At 61.8% G+C, this 16189-nt stretch carries 14 protein-coding genes; 10 read left to right on the forward strand and 4 right to left on the reverse strand.

From position 1 onward, the window contains the following. The first annotated feature begins 12 nt into the window (after positions 1-12). The 5 genes from dnaN (at position 13) to rpmG (ending at position 7511) form a co-directional block, all read left to right on the forward strand. Positions 13-1116 carry a DNA polymerase III subunit beta gene (dnaN, locus tag VLU25_16030; GenBank protein HSR69445.1) on the forward strand — a complete coding sequence of 368 codons (1104 nt, stop codon included), beginning with the start codon at positions 13-15 and terminating at the stop codon, positions 1114-1116. Between the two features lie 216 nt (positions 1117-1332). Then, positions 1333-3783: a DNA topoisomerase (ATP-hydrolyzing) subunit B gene (gene gyrB, locus VLU25_16035; GenBank protein ID HSR69446.1), complete on the forward strand. Its 2451-nt coding sequence runs from the start codon at positions 1333-1335 to the stop codon at positions 3781-3783. A 125-nt stretch (positions 3784-3908) separates the two neighbouring features. Then, on the forward strand, positions 3909-6479 hold the full coding sequence (gyrA, locus tag VLU25_16040; protein ID HSR69447.1) for a DNA gyrase subunit A: 2571 nt from the start codon (positions 3909-3911) through the stop codon (positions 6477-6479). Continuing rightward, positions 6466-7287, forward strand: coding sequence for a tetratricopeptide repeat protein (locus tag VLU25_16045; GenBank protein ID HSR69448.1), 822 nt, complete (start codon positions 6466-6468; stop codon positions 7285-7287). The genes gyrA and VLU25_16045 overlap by 14 nt, the downstream gene beginning before the upstream one ends. A 59-nt stretch (positions 7288-7346) precedes the next feature. Then, positions 7347-7511 (forward strand): 50S ribosomal protein L33, encoded by a 165-nt coding sequence (rpmG, locus tag VLU25_16050; GenBank protein HSR69449.1) that lies wholly within the window; start codon positions 7347-7349, stop codon positions 7509-7511. A gap of 6 nt (positions 7512-7517) precedes the next feature. On the opposite strand, the gene VLU25_16055 is transcribed toward rpmG, so the two are convergent. Continuing rightward, positions 7518-9533, reverse strand: coding sequence for a molybdopterin-dependent oxidoreductase (locus VLU25_16055; GenBank protein ID HSR69450.1), 2016 nt, complete (start codon positions 9531-9533; stop codon positions 7518-7520). Positions 9534-9715: 182 nt separating this feature from the next. Here VLU25_16055 and VLU25_16060 point away from each other — a divergent pair, with 182 nt between their 5' ends. Together VLU25_16060 and VLU25_16065 are read left to right on the forward strand one after the other, a co-directional pair. Beyond that, positions 9716-10129, forward strand: coding sequence for a BlaI/MecI/CopY family transcriptional regulator (locus VLU25_16060; protein ID HSR69451.1), 414 nt, complete (start codon positions 9716-9718; stop codon positions 10127-10129). After that, on the forward strand, positions 10119-11777 hold the full coding sequence (locus VLU25_16065) for a M56 family metallopeptidase (protein ID HSR69452.1): 1659 nt from the start codon (positions 10119-10121) through the stop codon (positions 11775-11777). Before VLU25_16060 ends, VLU25_16065 begins: the two co-directional genes overlap by 11 nt. A gap of 65 nt (positions 11778-11842) precedes the next feature. Here the strand turns inward: VLU25_16065 and VLU25_16070 are convergent, their stop codons facing one another. The 3 genes from VLU25_16070 to VLU25_16080 all read right to left on the reverse strand — a co-directional run bounded on the left by VLU25_16070 (position 11843) and on the right by VLU25_16080 (position 13634). After that, on the reverse strand, positions 11843-12301 hold the full coding sequence (locus tag VLU25_16070) for a SufE family protein (GenBank protein ID HSR69453.1): 459 nt from the start codon (positions 12299-12301) through the stop codon (positions 11843-11845). Positions 12302-12310: 9 nt separating this feature from the next. Then, positions 12311-13174, reverse strand: a complete 864-nt coding sequence (locus VLU25_16075; GenBank protein HSR69454.1) for a sulfurtransferase — start codon at positions 13172-13174, stop codon at positions 12311-12313. Between the two features lie 124 nt (positions 13175-13298). After that, positions 13299-13634, reverse strand: a complete 336-nt coding sequence (locus tag VLU25_16080; protein HSR69455.1) for a DUF6787 family protein — start codon at positions 13632-13634, stop codon at positions 13299-13301. A 141-nt stretch (positions 13635-13775) separates the two neighbouring features. Between VLU25_16080 and VLU25_16085 the strand changes: the two genes are divergently transcribed. The 3 genes from VLU25_16085 (at position 13776) to VLU25_16095 (ending at position 15852) form a co-directional block, all read left to right on the forward strand. After that, positions 13776-14117, forward strand: coding sequence for a hypothetical protein (locus VLU25_16085; protein HSR69456.1), 342 nt, complete (start codon positions 13776-13778; stop codon positions 14115-14117). Positions 14118-14368: 251 nt separating this feature from the next. Continuing rightward, positions 14369-15346, forward strand: coding sequence for an RHS repeat-associated core domain-containing protein (locus tag VLU25_16090; GenBank protein ID HSR69457.1), 978 nt, complete (start codon positions 14369-14371; stop codon positions 15344-15346). 11 nt (positions 15347-15357) lie between these two features. After that, positions 15358-15852: a tetratricopeptide repeat protein gene (locus VLU25_16095; GenBank protein HSR69458.1), complete on the forward strand. Its 495-nt coding sequence runs from the start codon at positions 15358-15360 to the stop codon at positions 15850-15852. Positions 15853-16189: the final 337 nt, after the last annotated feature.

The raw sequence follows: 16189 nt of genomic DNA on the forward strand, positions 1-16189 counted from the left end.
GAGAAAGCGCAGATGGAATTCGTAGTCGAAAAAGCGGGTTTCTTTAAGGAGTTGCAATATGTCCAGGGCGTGGTGGAGCGAAAGACCACGGTGCCCATTCTGTCCAACATTCTCCTCGAGGCGGAAGAGGGCAAGCTGGCCGTGACCGCCACCGACCTGGACGTCACGGTGCGCTGCTCCTGCCCCGCCAGCGTCAGCCAGGGCGGTGCGCTGGCCATCTCGGCCCGCAAGCTCTTCGACATGGTGCGCCTGCTTCCCGAGAAGCCCATCCATTTCAAGGACGGCGACGAGGACTGGATCAACGTTGTCTGCGACCGCTCCAAGTTCAAGGTTCCCGGCCTTTCCAAGGAGAACTTCCCGGAAGTGCCGGTGGTGGGCGACGAGACCGTCGATTTGCCCGCCGCAGCGCTGCGCTACATGATCTCCCACTGCATCTTCGCCGTCACCCAGGAGGAGTCGCGCTACTCCCTCAACGGCGCTTTGATGCTGCTGGACGGCAAGGAACTGACCTTTGTCACCACCGACGGACACCGCCTGGCGCTGGTGCGCAAGACCTTGAGCGAGAGCAAGAGCGACGAGGAGGTCCGCATCCTGGTTCCCAAGAAGACGCTGGTGGAGTTGGGCAAGATGAGCGAAGAGGTGGAGAAGGTGCGCTTCGGCCGCACCGACAACCATCTCTTCTTCAAGCTGGGCGACCGGCTGCTGGTTTCGCGAGTGCTGACGGGCCAGTTCCCCAACTACGAAATGGTGGTGCCCCGCGACAACGACCGCCGCGCCACCCTCGACAGCCAGTCCTTCGAAGACGCCGTCAAGCGCGTCCAGGTGATGGCCGACGAGCAGTCGAGGGGAGTCCGCTTCGCCCTTTCGGAGGGCGAGCTCAACATATCTTCGGCCAGCGCCGACTACGGCGAGGCTCGCGAATCGCTTCCCTTGCAGTACCAGGGCGAGAAGGTCGAGATCGCCTTCAACGCCGCCTACTTGCTGGACTTCTTGGGATCGCTCTCCAACGAGCAGGTTTCCATGGAGCTGCGCGATTCCGAGACCCAGGGCCTGTTCCGTCCCGTGGACGAAGAGGACTACGACTACAAGTACGTCGTCATGCCCATGAAGATCTAGGTCAGCCGCCCGGCTGGGCCGTTCCCTGTCGGCCTTTTGGCCCAAGCGCCGGCAAGCGCTCGCGGGCGGCCTCCGCCCGATCCGCCCGCGCCTTTCCGCAAAGCCCGTCGCGCCACCCCGCGCAAGCCCCCAAAGCCAGCGTCCACAGGGGGTTGACGGCAGTCCGCTGTGCTATAATCAGGTGTTTATTCGGGGTGGTCCGAAGATGGAGTCTATATGGCTGAAAAGGCTAAAGTTTTAAGAGACGCTTTGCTGGACGAGGACGGCAATTACAACGCCGACAAAATCAAGGTCCTGGAAGGTCTGGAGGCGGTGCGCAAGCGGCCCGCCATGTATATCGGATCGACCGGTCCGCAGGGGCTCCACCATCTGGTTTACGAGGTGGTGGACAACTCCGTGGACGAGGCTTTGGCCGGCTACTGCAGCTCCATCGAGGTGACCATCAACGAGGACGGCTCGGTCACGGTGCTGGACGACGGGCGCGGGATTCCGGTCGACCTTCATGCCGGCAAAGGAATACCGGCCGCCCAAGTGGTGATGACGGTGCTGCACGCCGGAGGCAAGTTCGACAGCGACAGCTACAAGGTTTCGGGCGGGCTGCACGGCGTGGGCGTTTCGGTAGTCAACGGGCTTTCAGAGTGGCTGCACCTGGAGATCTGGCGCAAAGGCAAGTGCTACAAGCAGAGCTATTCGCGCGGCGTTCCCACCACGCCCTTTCACGAGGAGGGGTCCACCGAGCGGCGCGGCACCAAGATCACCTTCATGCCCGACGACCTGATTTTCGAGACCCTGGATTTTCACTTCGACACCCTGGTGCAGCGCATGCGCGAGATGGCCTTTCTGACATCGGGGCTGTCGATCACCATTGAGGACCGGCGCAGCGACGAGCGCCACACCTTTCAGTACGACGGCGGCATCCGCGATTTCGTGGAGTACCTGAACAAGAACGAAACCGTCCTCCATCCCCCCGTTCACATTCAGGACGAGCGGGAGGACATTCAGGTGGAGGTGGCGCTGCAGTACAACAACAGCTACCACGAGAAGCTCTTCTCTTTCGCCAACACCATCAATACGGTGGAGGGAGGCACCCACCTGAGCGGGTTCCGTACCGCGCTGACCCGGGTCGTCAACGTCTTCGCCGCCAATCACCGCGGCTTCAAAGACCTCAAGCGCAACCTCAGCGGAGAGGACCTGCGCGAGGGCCTGACAGCGGTGGTCAGCGTCAAGCTCTCGGAGCCTCAGTTCGAGGGGCAGACCAAGGCCAAGCTGGGCAACAGCGAAGCCAAGGGCATCGTGGACCGCATCTGCAACGAGTTGCTCACCTTCCACTTCGAAGAGAATCCCGCCGTCATCAAGATCATCGTGGAAAAGGCCGTGGAGGCGGCCCGGGCCCGCGATGCGGCCCGCAAGGCCCGCGACCTGACGCGGCGCAAGAGCGCCCTCGACAACCTGCAGCTCCCCGGCAAGCTGGCCGACTGCCAGGAGCGCGACCCCTCCCAGGCCGAGCTCTACATCGTGGAGGGAGATTCGGCGGGCGGCTCGGCCAAGCAAGGCCGCGACCGGCGCTTTCAGGCCATCCTGCCCATCAAGGGCAAGATCCTCAACATCGAGAAGGCCCGCCTGGACAAGATGCTCAGCAACGACGAAGTGACCACCATGATCTCGGCCATCGGAGCCGGCATCGGGGACGAAGACTTCGACCTGGAAAAGCTGCGCTACCACAAGATCATTATCATGACCGACGCCGACGTGGACGGAAGCCACATCCGTACCTTGCTGCTGACCTTCTTCTTCCGGCAGATGACCGACCTCATCAACCACGGGCACATCTACATCGCCCAGCCTCCGCTCTTCGGCATCAAGAAGGGCAAGTCGGAAACCTACTTCCAGAACGAGAACGCCCTCAACGAATTCCTTCTCAGCCGGGCCACCGAAGGCATTGTCGTGGCCCTGCCCGAGAAGGACCTGGAATGGGAAGGCGAAGAACTCATCAAGAAGATGAAGGTGCTCATCGACTACTCGGAACGGCGCACCCGCATGGCTTCGCGGCTGGGATCGGCCTCGGTGCTGCGCCACCTTCTGCGCTATCTGGAGGAGCATCCCGACCTGCGCCTGGACCGCACCAGCCTGAAGAACTTTTTCCGCGAGGAAGAAAAGCTGATGGCCCTGGGACGCGCCGTGGCCCGCCAGAAGGAGAAAATCGAACTGCTCCCCGACGGCGAAGGCGGACTCGAGCAGGTGCGCCTGACCGCCGGCAGCGGCTCGCCTTCCTACATCCGCAGCGACATGCTGGCCTCCGACGATTTCCGCAGCCTGGTGCGCCTCGACTCCCAGGTGGCCGACTTCCACGACTCGCCCGCCCTCATCCGCCGCCAGGACGGCAGCGAGGAACGCTTCGAGGACCCGGCCGAGCTGGCCAAGGCCATCTCCGAGGCCGGACGCAAAGGACTGGGACCCATCCAGCGCTACAAGGGGCTGGGAGAAATGAATCCCGACCAGTTGTGGAAGACCACCATGGATCCTGAGCGGCGTACGCTGCTCAAAGTCGACATCGAGGACGCCATCGCCACCCATGAAATGTTCACCCTGCTGATGGGCGATCAGGTGGAACCTCGCCGCGACTTCATTCAGGAAAACGCGCTCAACGTGCGCAACCTCGACATATAGAAGCTTGGCAAGTTCCAACCTCCGACGACCAATTCCCGAGGAGGACGGAGCAAAACCTGCAAGCTGCAAATTAGACATCGGCTCTACTTGCGAGTTGGGAATTGGGAATTGGGGACTGGAACGATATGCCTGAAGATGGTCAGACGCAAGGCCGCGAGATTGCCGTCAATCTCGAAGACGAAATGAAGTCCTCCTATCTGGAGTACGCCATGTCCGTCATCATCGGACGGGCGCTGCCCGACGTGCGCGACGGACTCAAGCCCGTGCACCGGCGGGTCCTCTACTCCATGCAGGAGAACTCCAACACCTTCAACCGGCCCTACAAGAAATCGGCCCGCATCGTGGGCGACGTCATCGGTAAGTACCATCCCCATGGCGATACCGCCGTCTACGACACCATCGTGCGCATGGCCCAGCAATTCTCCATGCGCGAGCTGCTGGTGGACGGCCAGGGCAATTTCGGATCGGTGGACGGAGACTCGCCGGCGGCCATGCGTTACACCGAGGTGCGCATGACCCGGCTGGCCGGCGATCTGCTGGCCGACATCGACAAGGAAACGGTCGATTTCGTACCCACTTACGACGGCGACGGACGCGAGCCCGTGGTCTTGCCCTCGCGGGTGCCCAACCTGCTCATCAACGGCGCCTCGGGAATCGCCGTGGGAATGGCCACCAACATCCCGCCCCACAACCTGACCGAGATCATCGAGGCCTGTCTGCTGCTGCTGGACGATCCCTCCACAGGGCTGGAAGAGCTGATGGAGCAGGTGCCCGGGCCCGACTTCCCCACCGGCGCGGCCGTCTACGGCAAGTCCGCTTTGCGCCAAGCCTACGCCACCGGACGGGGCATCGTGCGCATGCGCGCCATCACCGAGTTCGAAGACATCGGCGGCAACCGCCAGGCCATCATCGTCAACGAACTGCCCTACCTGGTCAACAAGGCCAAGCTGGTGGAAAAAATCGCCCACCTGGTGCATGAGAAGAAGATCGAGGGCATCTCCGACCTGCGCGACGAGTCCGACCGGCGCGGGATGCGGGTGGTGATCGAATTGAAGCGGGGCGAGCAGCCCCAGATCGTCCTCAACCAGCTCTTCAAGATGACGCCTCTGCAGTCGTCCTTCGGCATCAACATGCTGGCCATCGTGGACGGCAAGCCGCAGGTGCTGTCGCTGGCCCAGGCCCTCAATTTCTTTCTCGACCACCGCAAGGAAGTGGTGCGGCGGCGCACCCTCTACGAACTCGACAAGGCCAAGAACCGGGAACACATCCTGGAAGGGCTGGTCAAGGCGCTCGACATCATGGATGAGATCATCGAACTCATCCGCGCCGCCGACTCCCCCGACAGCGCCCGCAGCCAACTGGTGGAGCGCTTCGACTTCACCCCCGTGCAGGCCCAGGCCATCCTCGATATGCGCCTGCAGCGCCTGACCGGGCTGGAGCGGGAAAAGATCGTCTCCGAACTGCAGGAAGTGCGCGCCCTGATCGAAGAACTGCAGGCCGTCCTTTCCAGCGAACAGGTGCTCAAAGACGTCATCCGCCAGGAGCTGGAGCAGATCCGCGACACCTACGGCAATCCCCGCCGCACCCAGATCCTCGACTACGAAGGCGACATCACCATGGAGGATCTGATCGTGGACGAGCCGGTGGTCATCACCGTCACCCACGCCGGATACATCAAGCGCACCGCGCTCAGCGTCTATCGGGCTCAGCACCGCGGCGGCAAGGGACGGATCGGAATGGCCACCAAGTCTTCCGAGGACCTGCTCGACTATCTCTTCATCGCCTCGACCCACTCCTACATCCTCATCTTCACCGACCGGGGACGCGTCTACTGGCTCAAGGTGTGGGAGATCCCCGACGTGGGGGCCGCCGGACGCGGCAAGCCCATCATCAACCTCATCCAGGTGCAGCCCGAGGAAAAGATCGCCGGCATGATCGCCGTCGACGACTTCGAAAAGCCCGGCAACATCATCATGGTCTCACGTCAGGGATACATCAAGAAGACCGCCCTGACGGCTTATTCCAATCCGCGGGTGGCGGGAATCATCGCCTGCGGAGTGGCTGAGGACGACTCCCTGCACAGCGTGGCCTTCACCGAGGGGGACAACGACATTCTGCTCTGCAGCCGCCAGGGACAGGCCATCCGCTTTCATGAAAGGGATGTACGCGAGATGGGCCGCACCGCCCGCGGCGTCATCGGCATCCGCCTGCGCAAAGGCGACGAAGTGGTGGGGCTGCGAGTGGTGGGAGAAGAGGAGATCGACGTGCTGGCCGTCAAGTCCAACGGCTTCGGCAAACGCACCCCCATCGGGGAATACCCGCGCCAGGGCCGGGGCGGCTACGGCGTCATCAACGTCAAGACCAGCGGGGAGGACGATCCCGTGGTGGGCGTCAGCCTGGTGGACGAAGAATCGGAAATCGTCCTCATCACCACCCGCGGCAAGATTATCCGCATGATGGCTGCCCAGATCCGCCAGACCGCTACCCGCAGCACTCTGGGCGTCAAGGTCATCGACTTGGGCGAAGACGACCAGGTGGCCGCGCTGACACTGGTGCCTCCCGAGCAGGAGGAAGAGGACGAAGCCGGGCAGGAGGAGGGCCAAGAGAGCGATTCAGCCCTGGCCCCGCCCGAAGAAGCGGCCGAGACGGATTCCGAGCCGCAATCAGATTCAGATGAGGACGATGGCCAAGAATAGCGCCCACTTGCTGGGCTGGGTCCGCCTGGCTCCCCTGCTCCTGCTGGCGCTGGCCGTGTGGGTCCACCGGGAGAGCCAGAACGAGGTCTGGCTGCAGGTGCAGCGGGCCAAGGAATGCTGGCGCGAAGGGCGTCCCCAACAGGCCATCCGCATCTATCAATCGATCTACGAACGCTATCCCGACAGCCGCTACACCCCGGAGGTCTTGTGGGAGTTGGCCACCCTCCACTATCTTCAGGGCGAAAGCCTGGAATGGGCGGCTCACTACTTCGGCATCCTGGGGGGACACTACCCCGCCCATGCGCTGGCCGCCAAAGCCCTCTTCCGCCAAGCCGAGATCTACGAGAAAGACCTCGACGACAACCGCCGGGCCGTGCAGATCTGGGAAAGCCTTCTGCACATGCCGGGGCTTTCTCCGCAGCAACGCAGCCGCACTCTGCTGCGGCTGGCCTCGGTCTATTACAAGACCGAACAGTTTCAAGCCGCACAAGAGCGTCTAGACGCCCTGTTAGAGCAGACACAGGAGGGGGAGACGGCCCAGCAGGCCCGTTTGCTTTCCGGCACCATCGCCCAATTGCAGAGCCGTTATGAGCAGTCGGTCGACCTGCTCAGCGAAGCCCTGCGCCACCCCGAATGCCCCGACTGCCGTCTGCAGGCCCAACTGGCGCTGATCCAAAGCTACGAGTTTCTGGACCGGCTTCCTCAGGCCATCGAAGTGGCACGCCAACTGCCCACCGACAACTATCCGCCCGCCATGAAGGACGACCTCATCGAGCGGCTTCAGGACAAGCTGCGCCTTGACCGATGAAAGGAACGACGCTTCAAGCACTTGGTGTATAATCTCGGATTCGTTAAGGAGAAGGAACAATGGCCAAGAAAGACGGCAAGCGCATCACTGTAAAAATGAAGAGCACCGAGAGCCCCTACCGCTACTCGACCAGGAAGAGCAAGCTCAACTCTCCCAGCCGGCTGGAACTCAAGAAGTACGACCCCGTCCTGCGCAAGCACGTACTTTTCAAGGAAGAGAAATAAGCCGCTTCAATCGGCCGCCTCCACTTCCACCCTGGCATCGTTGAAGCAGGCTCCGCCCGCCACCTCGTTGACGTGGTCGGGACAGAGAGCCACTGCCGTGCGTCCGTTCAAGGAGGACTTGTTCCAGGCGCCCTTGGGAAGCACCGCCACTCCAGGACGCACCCGGCTGCTCAGGCGCATCCGGCAAATCACTTCGCCCTCCCCGTTGAACACCCTCACCCGCTCTCCGTCCTTCAGTCCCCGCCCGCGCGCGTCCCGAGGATGCAGTTTCAGCGTCAGCTCCGGGTAATTGAATTCGCCCAGCGTGCTGGAGATCATCTTGCCCGTTGCCGGCGAAATGAGCGCCAACGGATATCCGTTCTCCCCCGGGGGCTGCCAGCGGTAAGGACGGCTCCCCAGTTGGACGGGCGCCAGATGGATTTTGCCGTCCGGGGTGGCGGGCCGCACGTCGCGCATCTGCACCGGTCCCCTGCTCTCGCCATTGCCTGAAAAAGACAGCGGCTGGCCCTTTCCGCTCAGAACGGCCGAGACGTCGATCTGGCCTGCCAGGCTGGAAAGATTCTCGGCCATGCGCCGCAGCAGCTTCTCGCCGTCCCACAGAAAGCACTCGTCCTTCAGCTCCAAAGCGCGCCCCAGGCGCAGAAAGACTTCCTGGTTGGGCAAGGCTTCTCCACGCGGGCTTAGCACCGGCCGGGTGGCGCCCAAGCGGTAGATTCCGTATCCGCGGCGGATGTCGCGATGCTCCAAAAAGGTTGTTGCGGGAAGCACCAGATCAGCCCACTGGCAGGTATCGGTCATCACCTGCTCATGGACCACGGTAAAGAGGTCGTCGCGGCTCAGACCCTTCTCCACCGCATTCTGGTTGGGGACGGTGGAAAGAGGGTTGCAGTTGTAGACGTAAAGCGACTTGATGGGCGGATCGAGGTCCTCGTCGTTCAAGAGACGGCCCAAGGGAGTCATGTTGATCTCGCGGGTGGTCCAGGGGACCGCGCCGAAGACGCCTTCCCAGTCGAGCGTCACGGCAGCGCCGTTGCTCAAGGTGTAGCCGCCGCCGCGGCGCCCGAACTTGCCCAGCAGGGCCGGCATGGAGAGGATGGCGGCGATGGCCTGTCCGCCGTTGCGGTTGCGCTCCAGTCCCCATCCGCAGCGCAGCAGTGCCGGATGGCTGCCGGAATAGCGGCGGGCGAGTTCTTCGATGAGCCCGGCTTCCACTCCGCTGGCGCGCGAGGCTTCCTCCAGCGTCCAGCCACGGGCGGCTTCCAGCAGCGGCTCCGCCCCGCTGACATGCCGGGACATGAAGTCTTCGTCCAGGCACCCCCAGTCCTCCCAGCAGCGGATCATGGAAAGCGCCACAGGAAGGTCGGCGCCCGGCATGACAGGCAAGTGCAAGTCGACCTCCGAAGAGGTGAAATGGGCCTGCGGGTCGACGACGGCGATGAAGGCGCCGCGCTTCTTGGCCTCCTTCAGGTAAGGGACCAGGTGAATGTTGGAGGCCTTGGGATTGGCGCCCCAAAGCAGAATAAAGCGGGCCTCGGGAAAGTCGGTAAAGGCCACTCCCGGCATCGACCCGTAGAGCCCCTTTTGCGCGGCCGAGGCCGGCGCGGCGCAAAGCGTGCGCAGCAGGCGGGAAGCCCCCAAGCGCGCGAACAGCACACGGTCGATGCCGCCCTCGCTGAGGAATCCGTTGGACCCCCCGTAGTGGTAGGGAAGGATGGCCTCGAAGCCCCAACGGGCGCCGATCTCCTTCCAGCGCCGCGCGATCTCTCCGATGGCTTCCTGCCAGGAGACGGGCTCGAAGTCACCGCGTCCCTTAGGACCGCAGCGGCGCAAAGGCTGCAAGAGGCGCTGCGGGTGATCGACGCGCCGTCCGAAACGGGACACCTTGGAGCAAATGAATCCGCCCGTCGACGGGTCCGATCCGGCCTTGATGTGTTTGATGCGTCCTTGTGCGACCTCAACCTCCAGGGAGCAGGTGTCGGGGCAGTCCATCACGCAGGTCGTCGGCACTTTGTTTGCGCTCATCGTTCCTCCTCGACAGTCTCCTATTAAACCATGCGGCAAAGCCTGTCCAAGAGCCACTTGCCGGAAGCCCGTGGAGCCATCAGGGGAAGTGCCAAGTCCGAATGGGCGGGGTTCGAACTTTTCACTTGACGGAACTCTACGTTCGTAGTAGCGTATCTACACTCGTAGAAAGGTGGAGCGGCATGACCTCGCAACAGAACATTCCGGAGTTGGGTCCCCTGGAGTTCGCTTTGGTTCGCCTCTTGTGGAAGAGCGGACCGGCCAGCGCCCGGCAAGTCCTGGAAAGCTACAACCGGCGCAGCGGCAAACCCCTGGCCTATACCACCGTGATGACCCTGCTGACACGCCTGGCCGAGAAAGACGTGCTGGAAGTCGACCGTTCCCGTCAACCCTTCCAGTTCTCGCCGCGCATCAGCCGCGAGCAGTTGCTGCGTCAGCGGGTGCACGACTTCGTGGACCTGTTTTTCGAAGGGCGGCCCTTGGAACTGGCCCTGAGGCTGGTGGAAGACACCGACCTCAGCCAAGAAGAGATCTCGCGTCTGGAAGACATGCTGGAGCGGCACAAGGCGGACAGGGAGGACGGTCATGATTCTTGATCCATCTCAAGGCCTGATCGGCTGGCTGGGCACCGGACTCCTTCACGCCACCCTGCTGGCCCTGCTCACCTGGATCTTGACGCTGACCATCTTGCGGCGCTGCCGGCCCGGGCTGAAGGCCGCGCTGTGGACCGTCGTGCTGCTCAAGTTTCTGTTGCCTCCGGTGCTTCCGCTGCCGGGAGAAATGGCCTTCAGCCACTGGATTTCGCAAATGAGTTTCCGGGAGTCGCTCTCCCGGATTCCGGCGCCGCAGGACATGGGCGTTCCGATGCCGGCTTCATCCGAGCCGCGGAGCGACGTGTCGCAGCAGGCGCGGGAGACGGAAAGCACGCCTTTGTGGAGGGCCCTGTTGGCCGCCTACCTTTTGGGGGCGGCTGCTCTGGCCCTGCGGGCGGGGATTTCCGCCTTTCGCCTCCGGCGCTGGATGGCCCGGCTTCCCACCGCGGAGGGAAGTCTGGGCCGACAGGTCGAAGAACTGGCCGGACGGCTGAAGTTGCGGCGCACTCCGCAACTTCACCTCTGCGAGGACGATACCAGCCCCTTCGTGACGGGTTTGTTGCGTCCCCGCCTGGTGTTTCCCCGCCGCCTCATCGACCTTTTGGAGCCGAGCTCCCGCGAGGCTCTTATCGTCCACGAACTGGCTCACATCCGGCGCGGCGACCTATGGCTGCGCGGACTCCGAAACCTGGCCCGCTTGCTGCTCTTTTTCTGGCCTCCCGTGTGGTGGGTGTGCCGGCGCGTCGAGCGGTCGGTCGAGATGGCTTGCGACCATTGGGCCTTGGCCGTCTCCGGAGCGAGCCCCGGAACCTATGCCCGCACCCTGCTGCTGGTCGCCAAAAGGGCCGGCGGATCGGGTCCGGGACTGCAACAACTGGCGTTCGCCACCCGGCGGCGCCCCCTGGAGGAACGATTCGACATGATTCTGAAACGAAAAGAATGGACACTTCCGCGGATCTCCTGGCTGACCGTCGTTCTGATGGCAGCCTGGGCGGCTTTCGCCTGGGCCGGCGCAGCAGCCGGTTCCCAGGAGCAGCCTCAAGAAAAGCAGGAAAAGACGGAAGCCCACTATGGCACTCTCAAGGCGGCCAAAGAGAGGCACATGCACGCCATGCAGCAAGAACGCGCCCTGATCGAACTCAAGGCGCAGAAAATGCTAGCAGAGAAAGTTTCCCAAGCTGATCTCGACGGCGATGGAGATGTTTCGGTGGAAGAGTACAAGGAGTTTCTGGCGCAAGAACTGGAGGCGCGCAAAGAGGAAGTCTACCTCAACCATCCCCAGGCGGACCTGAACGCCGACGGGCTGATCTCAAACCGCGAACTCAAGGTCTTCGACATGGAGCAGCAGGTGCTGGAGGCCAAGGAAGGGCTCCGATCTGATCCCGAGTATCCCGTCGACTTCCACGTCATGCCCACCGCCAATCGCGTGGCCGTGGCCAAGTTCGAGCCAATTCACGAGAACCAGCCTCTTCAGGACCGGCAAGCCGCCATCGAGAAGCTCCTGCGCGAGCACCCGGAGATTGATGCCGATGGCGACGGCAAACTGTCGGCCGAGGAGTCCAAGGCCTTGCGGGCCAAGCTTGAGGGACTCAAGCAGAACAACAAACGCTTCCCGCTCGTGAAGCGGATCAAGGAGAAAGAGAACAACTAGCCTGAAGCCGGATTTACCTCCCTGGCAAAAGGTGCAAGGCCCCCGAGGGATTTTCGGGGGCCTTGTTATTGCTCGCTGCCGGTTTCGCCCGCCTGCTGCTTGCGGGCCTCATTCTGGACCATGAAGACCATGTTGGTCAGGCCCATGTTCTTGCCCATCGACAGCTCCTCTCCGAAGATCTTGTAGACGATGTCCTGGGGGACGGCGATGACCTGCTCGAGAGGGGCCCCCGAGCAGGAGTCCTGCAGGATGCGGGCCATGGCCATGGCCGAGATGCCCTGGGGGTTTTCCACCGCGAAGTGGAAATCGAGGCGGCCGTCCTCGCGCTGGACGGGGAAGACGAAGGCTTCGGATTCGCATCCCTTGACGCGCCTTTCCTCTTTGAAGGGGCGCTTTGCCACCTCTTCGGGAACGGGCTTGAAGCTGTCGGCGGTGGCCATCAGCAGTTCGATTCGCGAGGCCCGGTCGGGAAAAAGCGCCAGATTGTCGATGGTCTCCTGGAGCTTCTCGGGTATCTGCGCCATTGGCGGCTCCTATTTCTCGATGGGCACGCCCACCAGGTTGCCCCATTCCGTCCAGCTTCCGTCGTAGTTGCGCACCCGCGGATAGCCCAGCAGAAAGGTGAGGACGAACCAGGTGTGGCTGCTGCGTTCTCCGATGCGGCAGTAGGCGATGACGTTGTCGCCGGACCTCAGACCCTGCTCTTTTTCATAGATTTCGCGCAGTTGGTCGGCGTTTTTGAAGGTGCCGGACTCGGGATCCACGGCGCGGGCCCAGGGGATGTTCTTGGCGCCGGGGATGTGTCCTCCACGCAAAGCGCCCTCGTTGGGATAGTCGGGCATGTGAAGCCTTTCGCCCGAGTACTCCTCGGGACTGCGCACGTCCACCAGCGGACCGTCATCGTCGATATGCTCCATGACTTGGTCGCGGAAGGCCCTGTGGGTCGCGTCGTCGCGCTCGGGAGCCCGGTAGTCGGTGGGAGGATATTTTTCCACGTCACGGGTCATGGGACGGTCTTCCTTCTCCCACTTAATGCGTCCGCCGTCCATGACTTTGCACTTCTTGTGTCCGAAGAGCTGGAAGACCCAGAAGGCGTAGCAGGCCCACCAGTTGTTCTTGTCGCCGTAGAAGACGATGGTGGTGTCGGGCGTCACGCCGATCCGGCTCATCAGTTCCTCAAAGTCCTCTTGCTGCAAATAGTCGCGGCACACCTGATCATTGAGGTCGCGCGTCCAGTCGACCTCTACCGCCCCCGGAATATGTCCCGAGGGATACAGAAGCGGGTCTTCGTTGGATTCCACGATGCGCACCCCCGTATCGTCGAGGTGGTCGGCCACCCATTGGGTGCTGACCAAGACGCCGGGATGGGCATATCCTCTGCTTTTAATGTCGCTCATGCTCTGTTCCTCCTCGCTGGATATGAAAAGAAGGTTAAGACCTGTTCTTACTTGTTCTTAGAGACGACATTATATCGAGAAGGCGGGGCGGCCGTGGAACCTGGCCCCTGCCGGCGGCTGCATTTTAAGAATGCTCCTGCTCTTCTTCCTTGCCTCCGCTCAGCAGTCCCATCAGGAAGCGACCCAGCTTCTTCTCCCGTTCCCAGAAGAAGCGAAACTGGCCGAAGAGCGTTCCCCACATCAGAAGCAGCACCTGGTAAAGGGGAACGATCAGCAGCAGGTAGCCCACAACCCTCAGCCATGTCGGCGCATCTTGAGGAAGAACCCAGCCCAGGATGGGACGGCCCACGAAAAGGACCGAACTGCCGGCCAGCGAAAAGGCCGCCAGCACGCCGACCAGCCCTAAAGGGCCGACTCCCCAGCGCACTTTCATCCTCTCCATCCAGCCTTGGTCGCCCATTCATTTTCCTCAGCCCGGCTCCGCGGAGCCAACATTATGGGGGAGGCCCCCTCCCGATTCAACTCCTGCGCAGAAGCCGGGCCTGGTCCGCCATGACCGTAGGCACTGAATCCGGCGGGAGAATAGTGGTACCCTCGGCCCATGAGCCTCCTGCCCCAGGACATCCGCCGCCGCATTCCCGAGATGGGCAGCACCCACGGCACCGCGGTCGAGAAAGTCACGCCCCAAGCCTGTCTTGTCGACCGGCGCAGCGGCATGAAGTGGTACGTGGTCGAGTTCGATGGAAAGAATACCTGCTTCGGCCTTATCTCAGGCCGCCACGCGGTAATGGGCGAGTTCACGCTGGAAGAACTGGAAACCCTCTCTGAAGTCGAGTTGGACCCCGATTTTCAACCCGCCCGCCTGGCCCGCCTGGCCCGCCACGACCCCGCCCTGCAAGCCCTCCTCCCCCCTCCCTCTGAAGACCTGGTCGAGCTCCAATAAACAAAGCATAACTTGCCCATTGACTCTCTCTAAAAATTTTCTTCAAACCGAAAGCGCCTATTGCTCAGAGGTTTATCCACTGCCTTGGCAAGCGCAAAGATCTTTATAGCCCTTCGGGTTTGACTTGCTTGAGGGCTTCTGCTTATCTTTGTTGACAAGAGATAAGGCAACGGTAACTTGTTTCGCCAACCAGTCGAGTTGCTAAGCTGGACGGCTCGGGCGGGGGGCGCATCTACTTCTGGGACGAAGCGGTGGGCGAGGTCATCTGGGAGTTTCCCCTTAACTCGCCGACCCAGGACCTGGTGCGGGGCTGGTTCAACGGGCGTCTGGTGGTGGAAAACGACACCCGGCCCGGCGGAGGGCTGCACAACTTCTTCCGCGACCACCTGGGCAGCACCCAGGTCACCGCAGACTTCTTCACCGGCGCCTTGGTCTGCTCCTCCTTCTACCACCCCTTCGGCCAGTCGGCCGACCCCGCGGCCTGCGACGGGCACGTCCGCAAGTTCACCCAGAAGGAGCGCGACATCGAGTCCGGCCTCGACTACTTCGGCGCCCGCTACTGCGACTCCCTCTCCGCCCGCTTCCTCTCCCCCGACCCCTTGCTCGCCTCCGCCGACCCCAACGATCCCCAGACCTGGAACCGTTACTCCTACACGTTCAACCGACCGATGCTCAATGTCGACCCAGACGGTCGAGACCCCATACGCATAGATAACCCCATGGCTGGTATCCCAAGTTCGGAGGAGTTAAACAGACGGCGACGAGCACGCCGTGAGGCAGGAATAAGAGAGTTCCAGAAGGCGGTTAGGGATGGAACTCTCGAAGTGAAGATGGGAATGATGCCCGCACCGGCGGGAGGTGCAGGCAGCTTGATCGCCGGCGGCGGCAGGATCATCACGGCAACGCTCGGAGCTGGCGAGACGCTCCTCAAGGTTGGCGGCGCGATCGCCGTCGGTCTTGGTATTATTAGCCTATCGGAGGAAACGGACGAGCCAGCCGAGGACGCCGAAGTTGAAGAAAACACCGACCTGCGTCAGCCCGGCACTCTGCGCAATCCCGATGGAACGGTGAAGGATCCCGAGGATCAATTGCAAGGCGTAACGAAAGCACGGGATAGAGGACAGCTTATTGAAACCATGGGCAAGAGCGAACAAAACGTGGAGAACAGACTGCGGTCAAGTGCGGGGCGTAGCGCAGAAGAAGTCATCAAAGAATTCGAGGAAAATTGATTATCTGATACATGATAGATATCAAGGAAAAAATAACGAAGGCTCACCCTTATCTGGAAAGGGCTAACTCTCTCTTCGATCAGGCTCGCTATGATAAAGCTCTCGCGGAGATATCTAAAGCGACGGCGTTGGCCCCCGAGGTCTGGCTTTATCATTTTGCCGAAGGGAACATCTTACTCAAGATGGGTCGCCTCGAAGATGCAAGGAAGGCGGCTCTCAATGCCCTGAAGCTGAAGGCGGCTGACTCAGATTCATGGTTGTTGTTGGGCGTCATTGAGAAGGCATTGGGCAATTTCCGGGCCTCCGCCAAGGCTTACTCCAAGAGCGCCGAGCTGCACGAAGACCCTTCGGTTCTTACAATGCTGGCTTCGGTTCAAGCGACGTTTGACTTAGGAGCCGCAAAGCAGTCTGCGCAGCGTGCCGTGGAACTAGATCCAGATTGGGACGAGGCCTACAAAGCGCTCAAAGAGATCAACCGTCGAATAACGGAAGGGCAGCCAACCTAACCGAAGGTACGTAAATAGGTTGCGTTTGAAAAGCAAGTATTCCGGTTTGTCTTCCGAGGCGAGCCCAATGATGAACGACAGAGAATCGAGGCACACCTGGAGCGTTGTGATAAATGCCGGAGGGCTATTGAAGTCTGGCGGCGAAAGGCAGCCGTAGGCGAGGCTATCATCTCCGAACGCCTGGATGAGGATGGCGAATAGCCCTCCCCGCTCAAAACCACCTTGTTTCATTCCACCTCTGCCCCGTGAAGTCCCGCGAGGAGGACCAGGAGCAGTGAGCAGTGAGTTCTTAAAAGCGACTGTCCTGGAGACGAACCTGTGAAGGAACTAGGGCCAC

This window comes from Acidobacteriota bacterium (assembly GCA_035471785.1).
Taxonomy (GTDB): Bacteria; Acidobacteriota; UBA6911; order RPQK01; family DATIPO01; genus JANQFM01.

Excerpts from the sequence above, each read along its gene's own strand:
- rpmG (HSR69449.1), top strand. The coding sequence starts at position 7,347 with ATGGCCAAGAAAGACGGCAAGCGCATCACTGTAAAAATGAAGAGCACC.
- dnaN (HSR69445.1), top strand. The coding sequence starts at position 13 with ATGGAATTCGTAGTCGAAAAAGCGGGTTTCTTTAAGGAGTTGCAATAT.
- VLU25_16065 (HSR69452.1), top strand. The coding sequence starts at position 10,119 with ATGATTCTTGATCCATCTCAAGGCCTGATCGGCTGGCTGGGCACCGGA.
- VLU25_16075 (HSR69454.1), bottom strand. The coding sequence starts at position 13,174 with ATGAGCGACATTAAAAGCAGAGGATATGCCCATCCCGGCGTCTTGGTC.
- VLU25_16045 (HSR69448.1), top strand. The coding sequence starts at position 6,466 with ATGGCCAAGAATAGCGCCCACTTGCTGGGCTGGGTCCGCCTGGCTCCC.
- gyrA (HSR69447.1), top strand. The coding sequence starts at position 3,909 with ATGCCTGAAGATGGTCAGACGCAAGGCCGCGAGATTGCCGTCAATCTC.
- VLU25_16080 (HSR69455.1), bottom strand. The coding sequence starts at position 13,634 with ATGGGCGACCAAGGCTGGATGGAGAGGATGAAAGTGCGCTGGGGAGTC.
- VLU25_16070 (HSR69453.1), bottom strand. The coding sequence starts at position 12,301 with ATGGCGCAGATACCCGAGAAGCTCCAGGAGACCATCGACAATCTGGCG.
- VLU25_16095 (HSR69458.1), top strand. The coding sequence starts at position 15,358 with ATGATAGATATCAAGGAAAAAATAACGAAGGCTCACCCTTATCTGGAA.
- VLU25_16055 (HSR69450.1), bottom strand. The coding sequence starts at position 9,533 with ATGAGCGCAAACAAAGTGCCGACGACCTGCGTGATGGACTGCCCCGAC.
- VLU25_16060 (HSR69451.1), top strand. The coding sequence starts at position 9,716 with ATGACCTCGCAACAGAACATTCCGGAGTTGGGTCCCCTGGAGTTCGCT.
- gyrB (HSR69446.1), top strand. The coding sequence starts at position 1,333 with ATGGCTGAAAAGGCTAAAGTTTTAAGAGACGCTTTGCTGGACGAGGAC.
- VLU25_16085 (HSR69456.1), top strand. The coding sequence starts at position 13,776 with ATGAGCCTCCTGCCCCAGGACATCCGCCGCCGCATTCCCGAGATGGGC.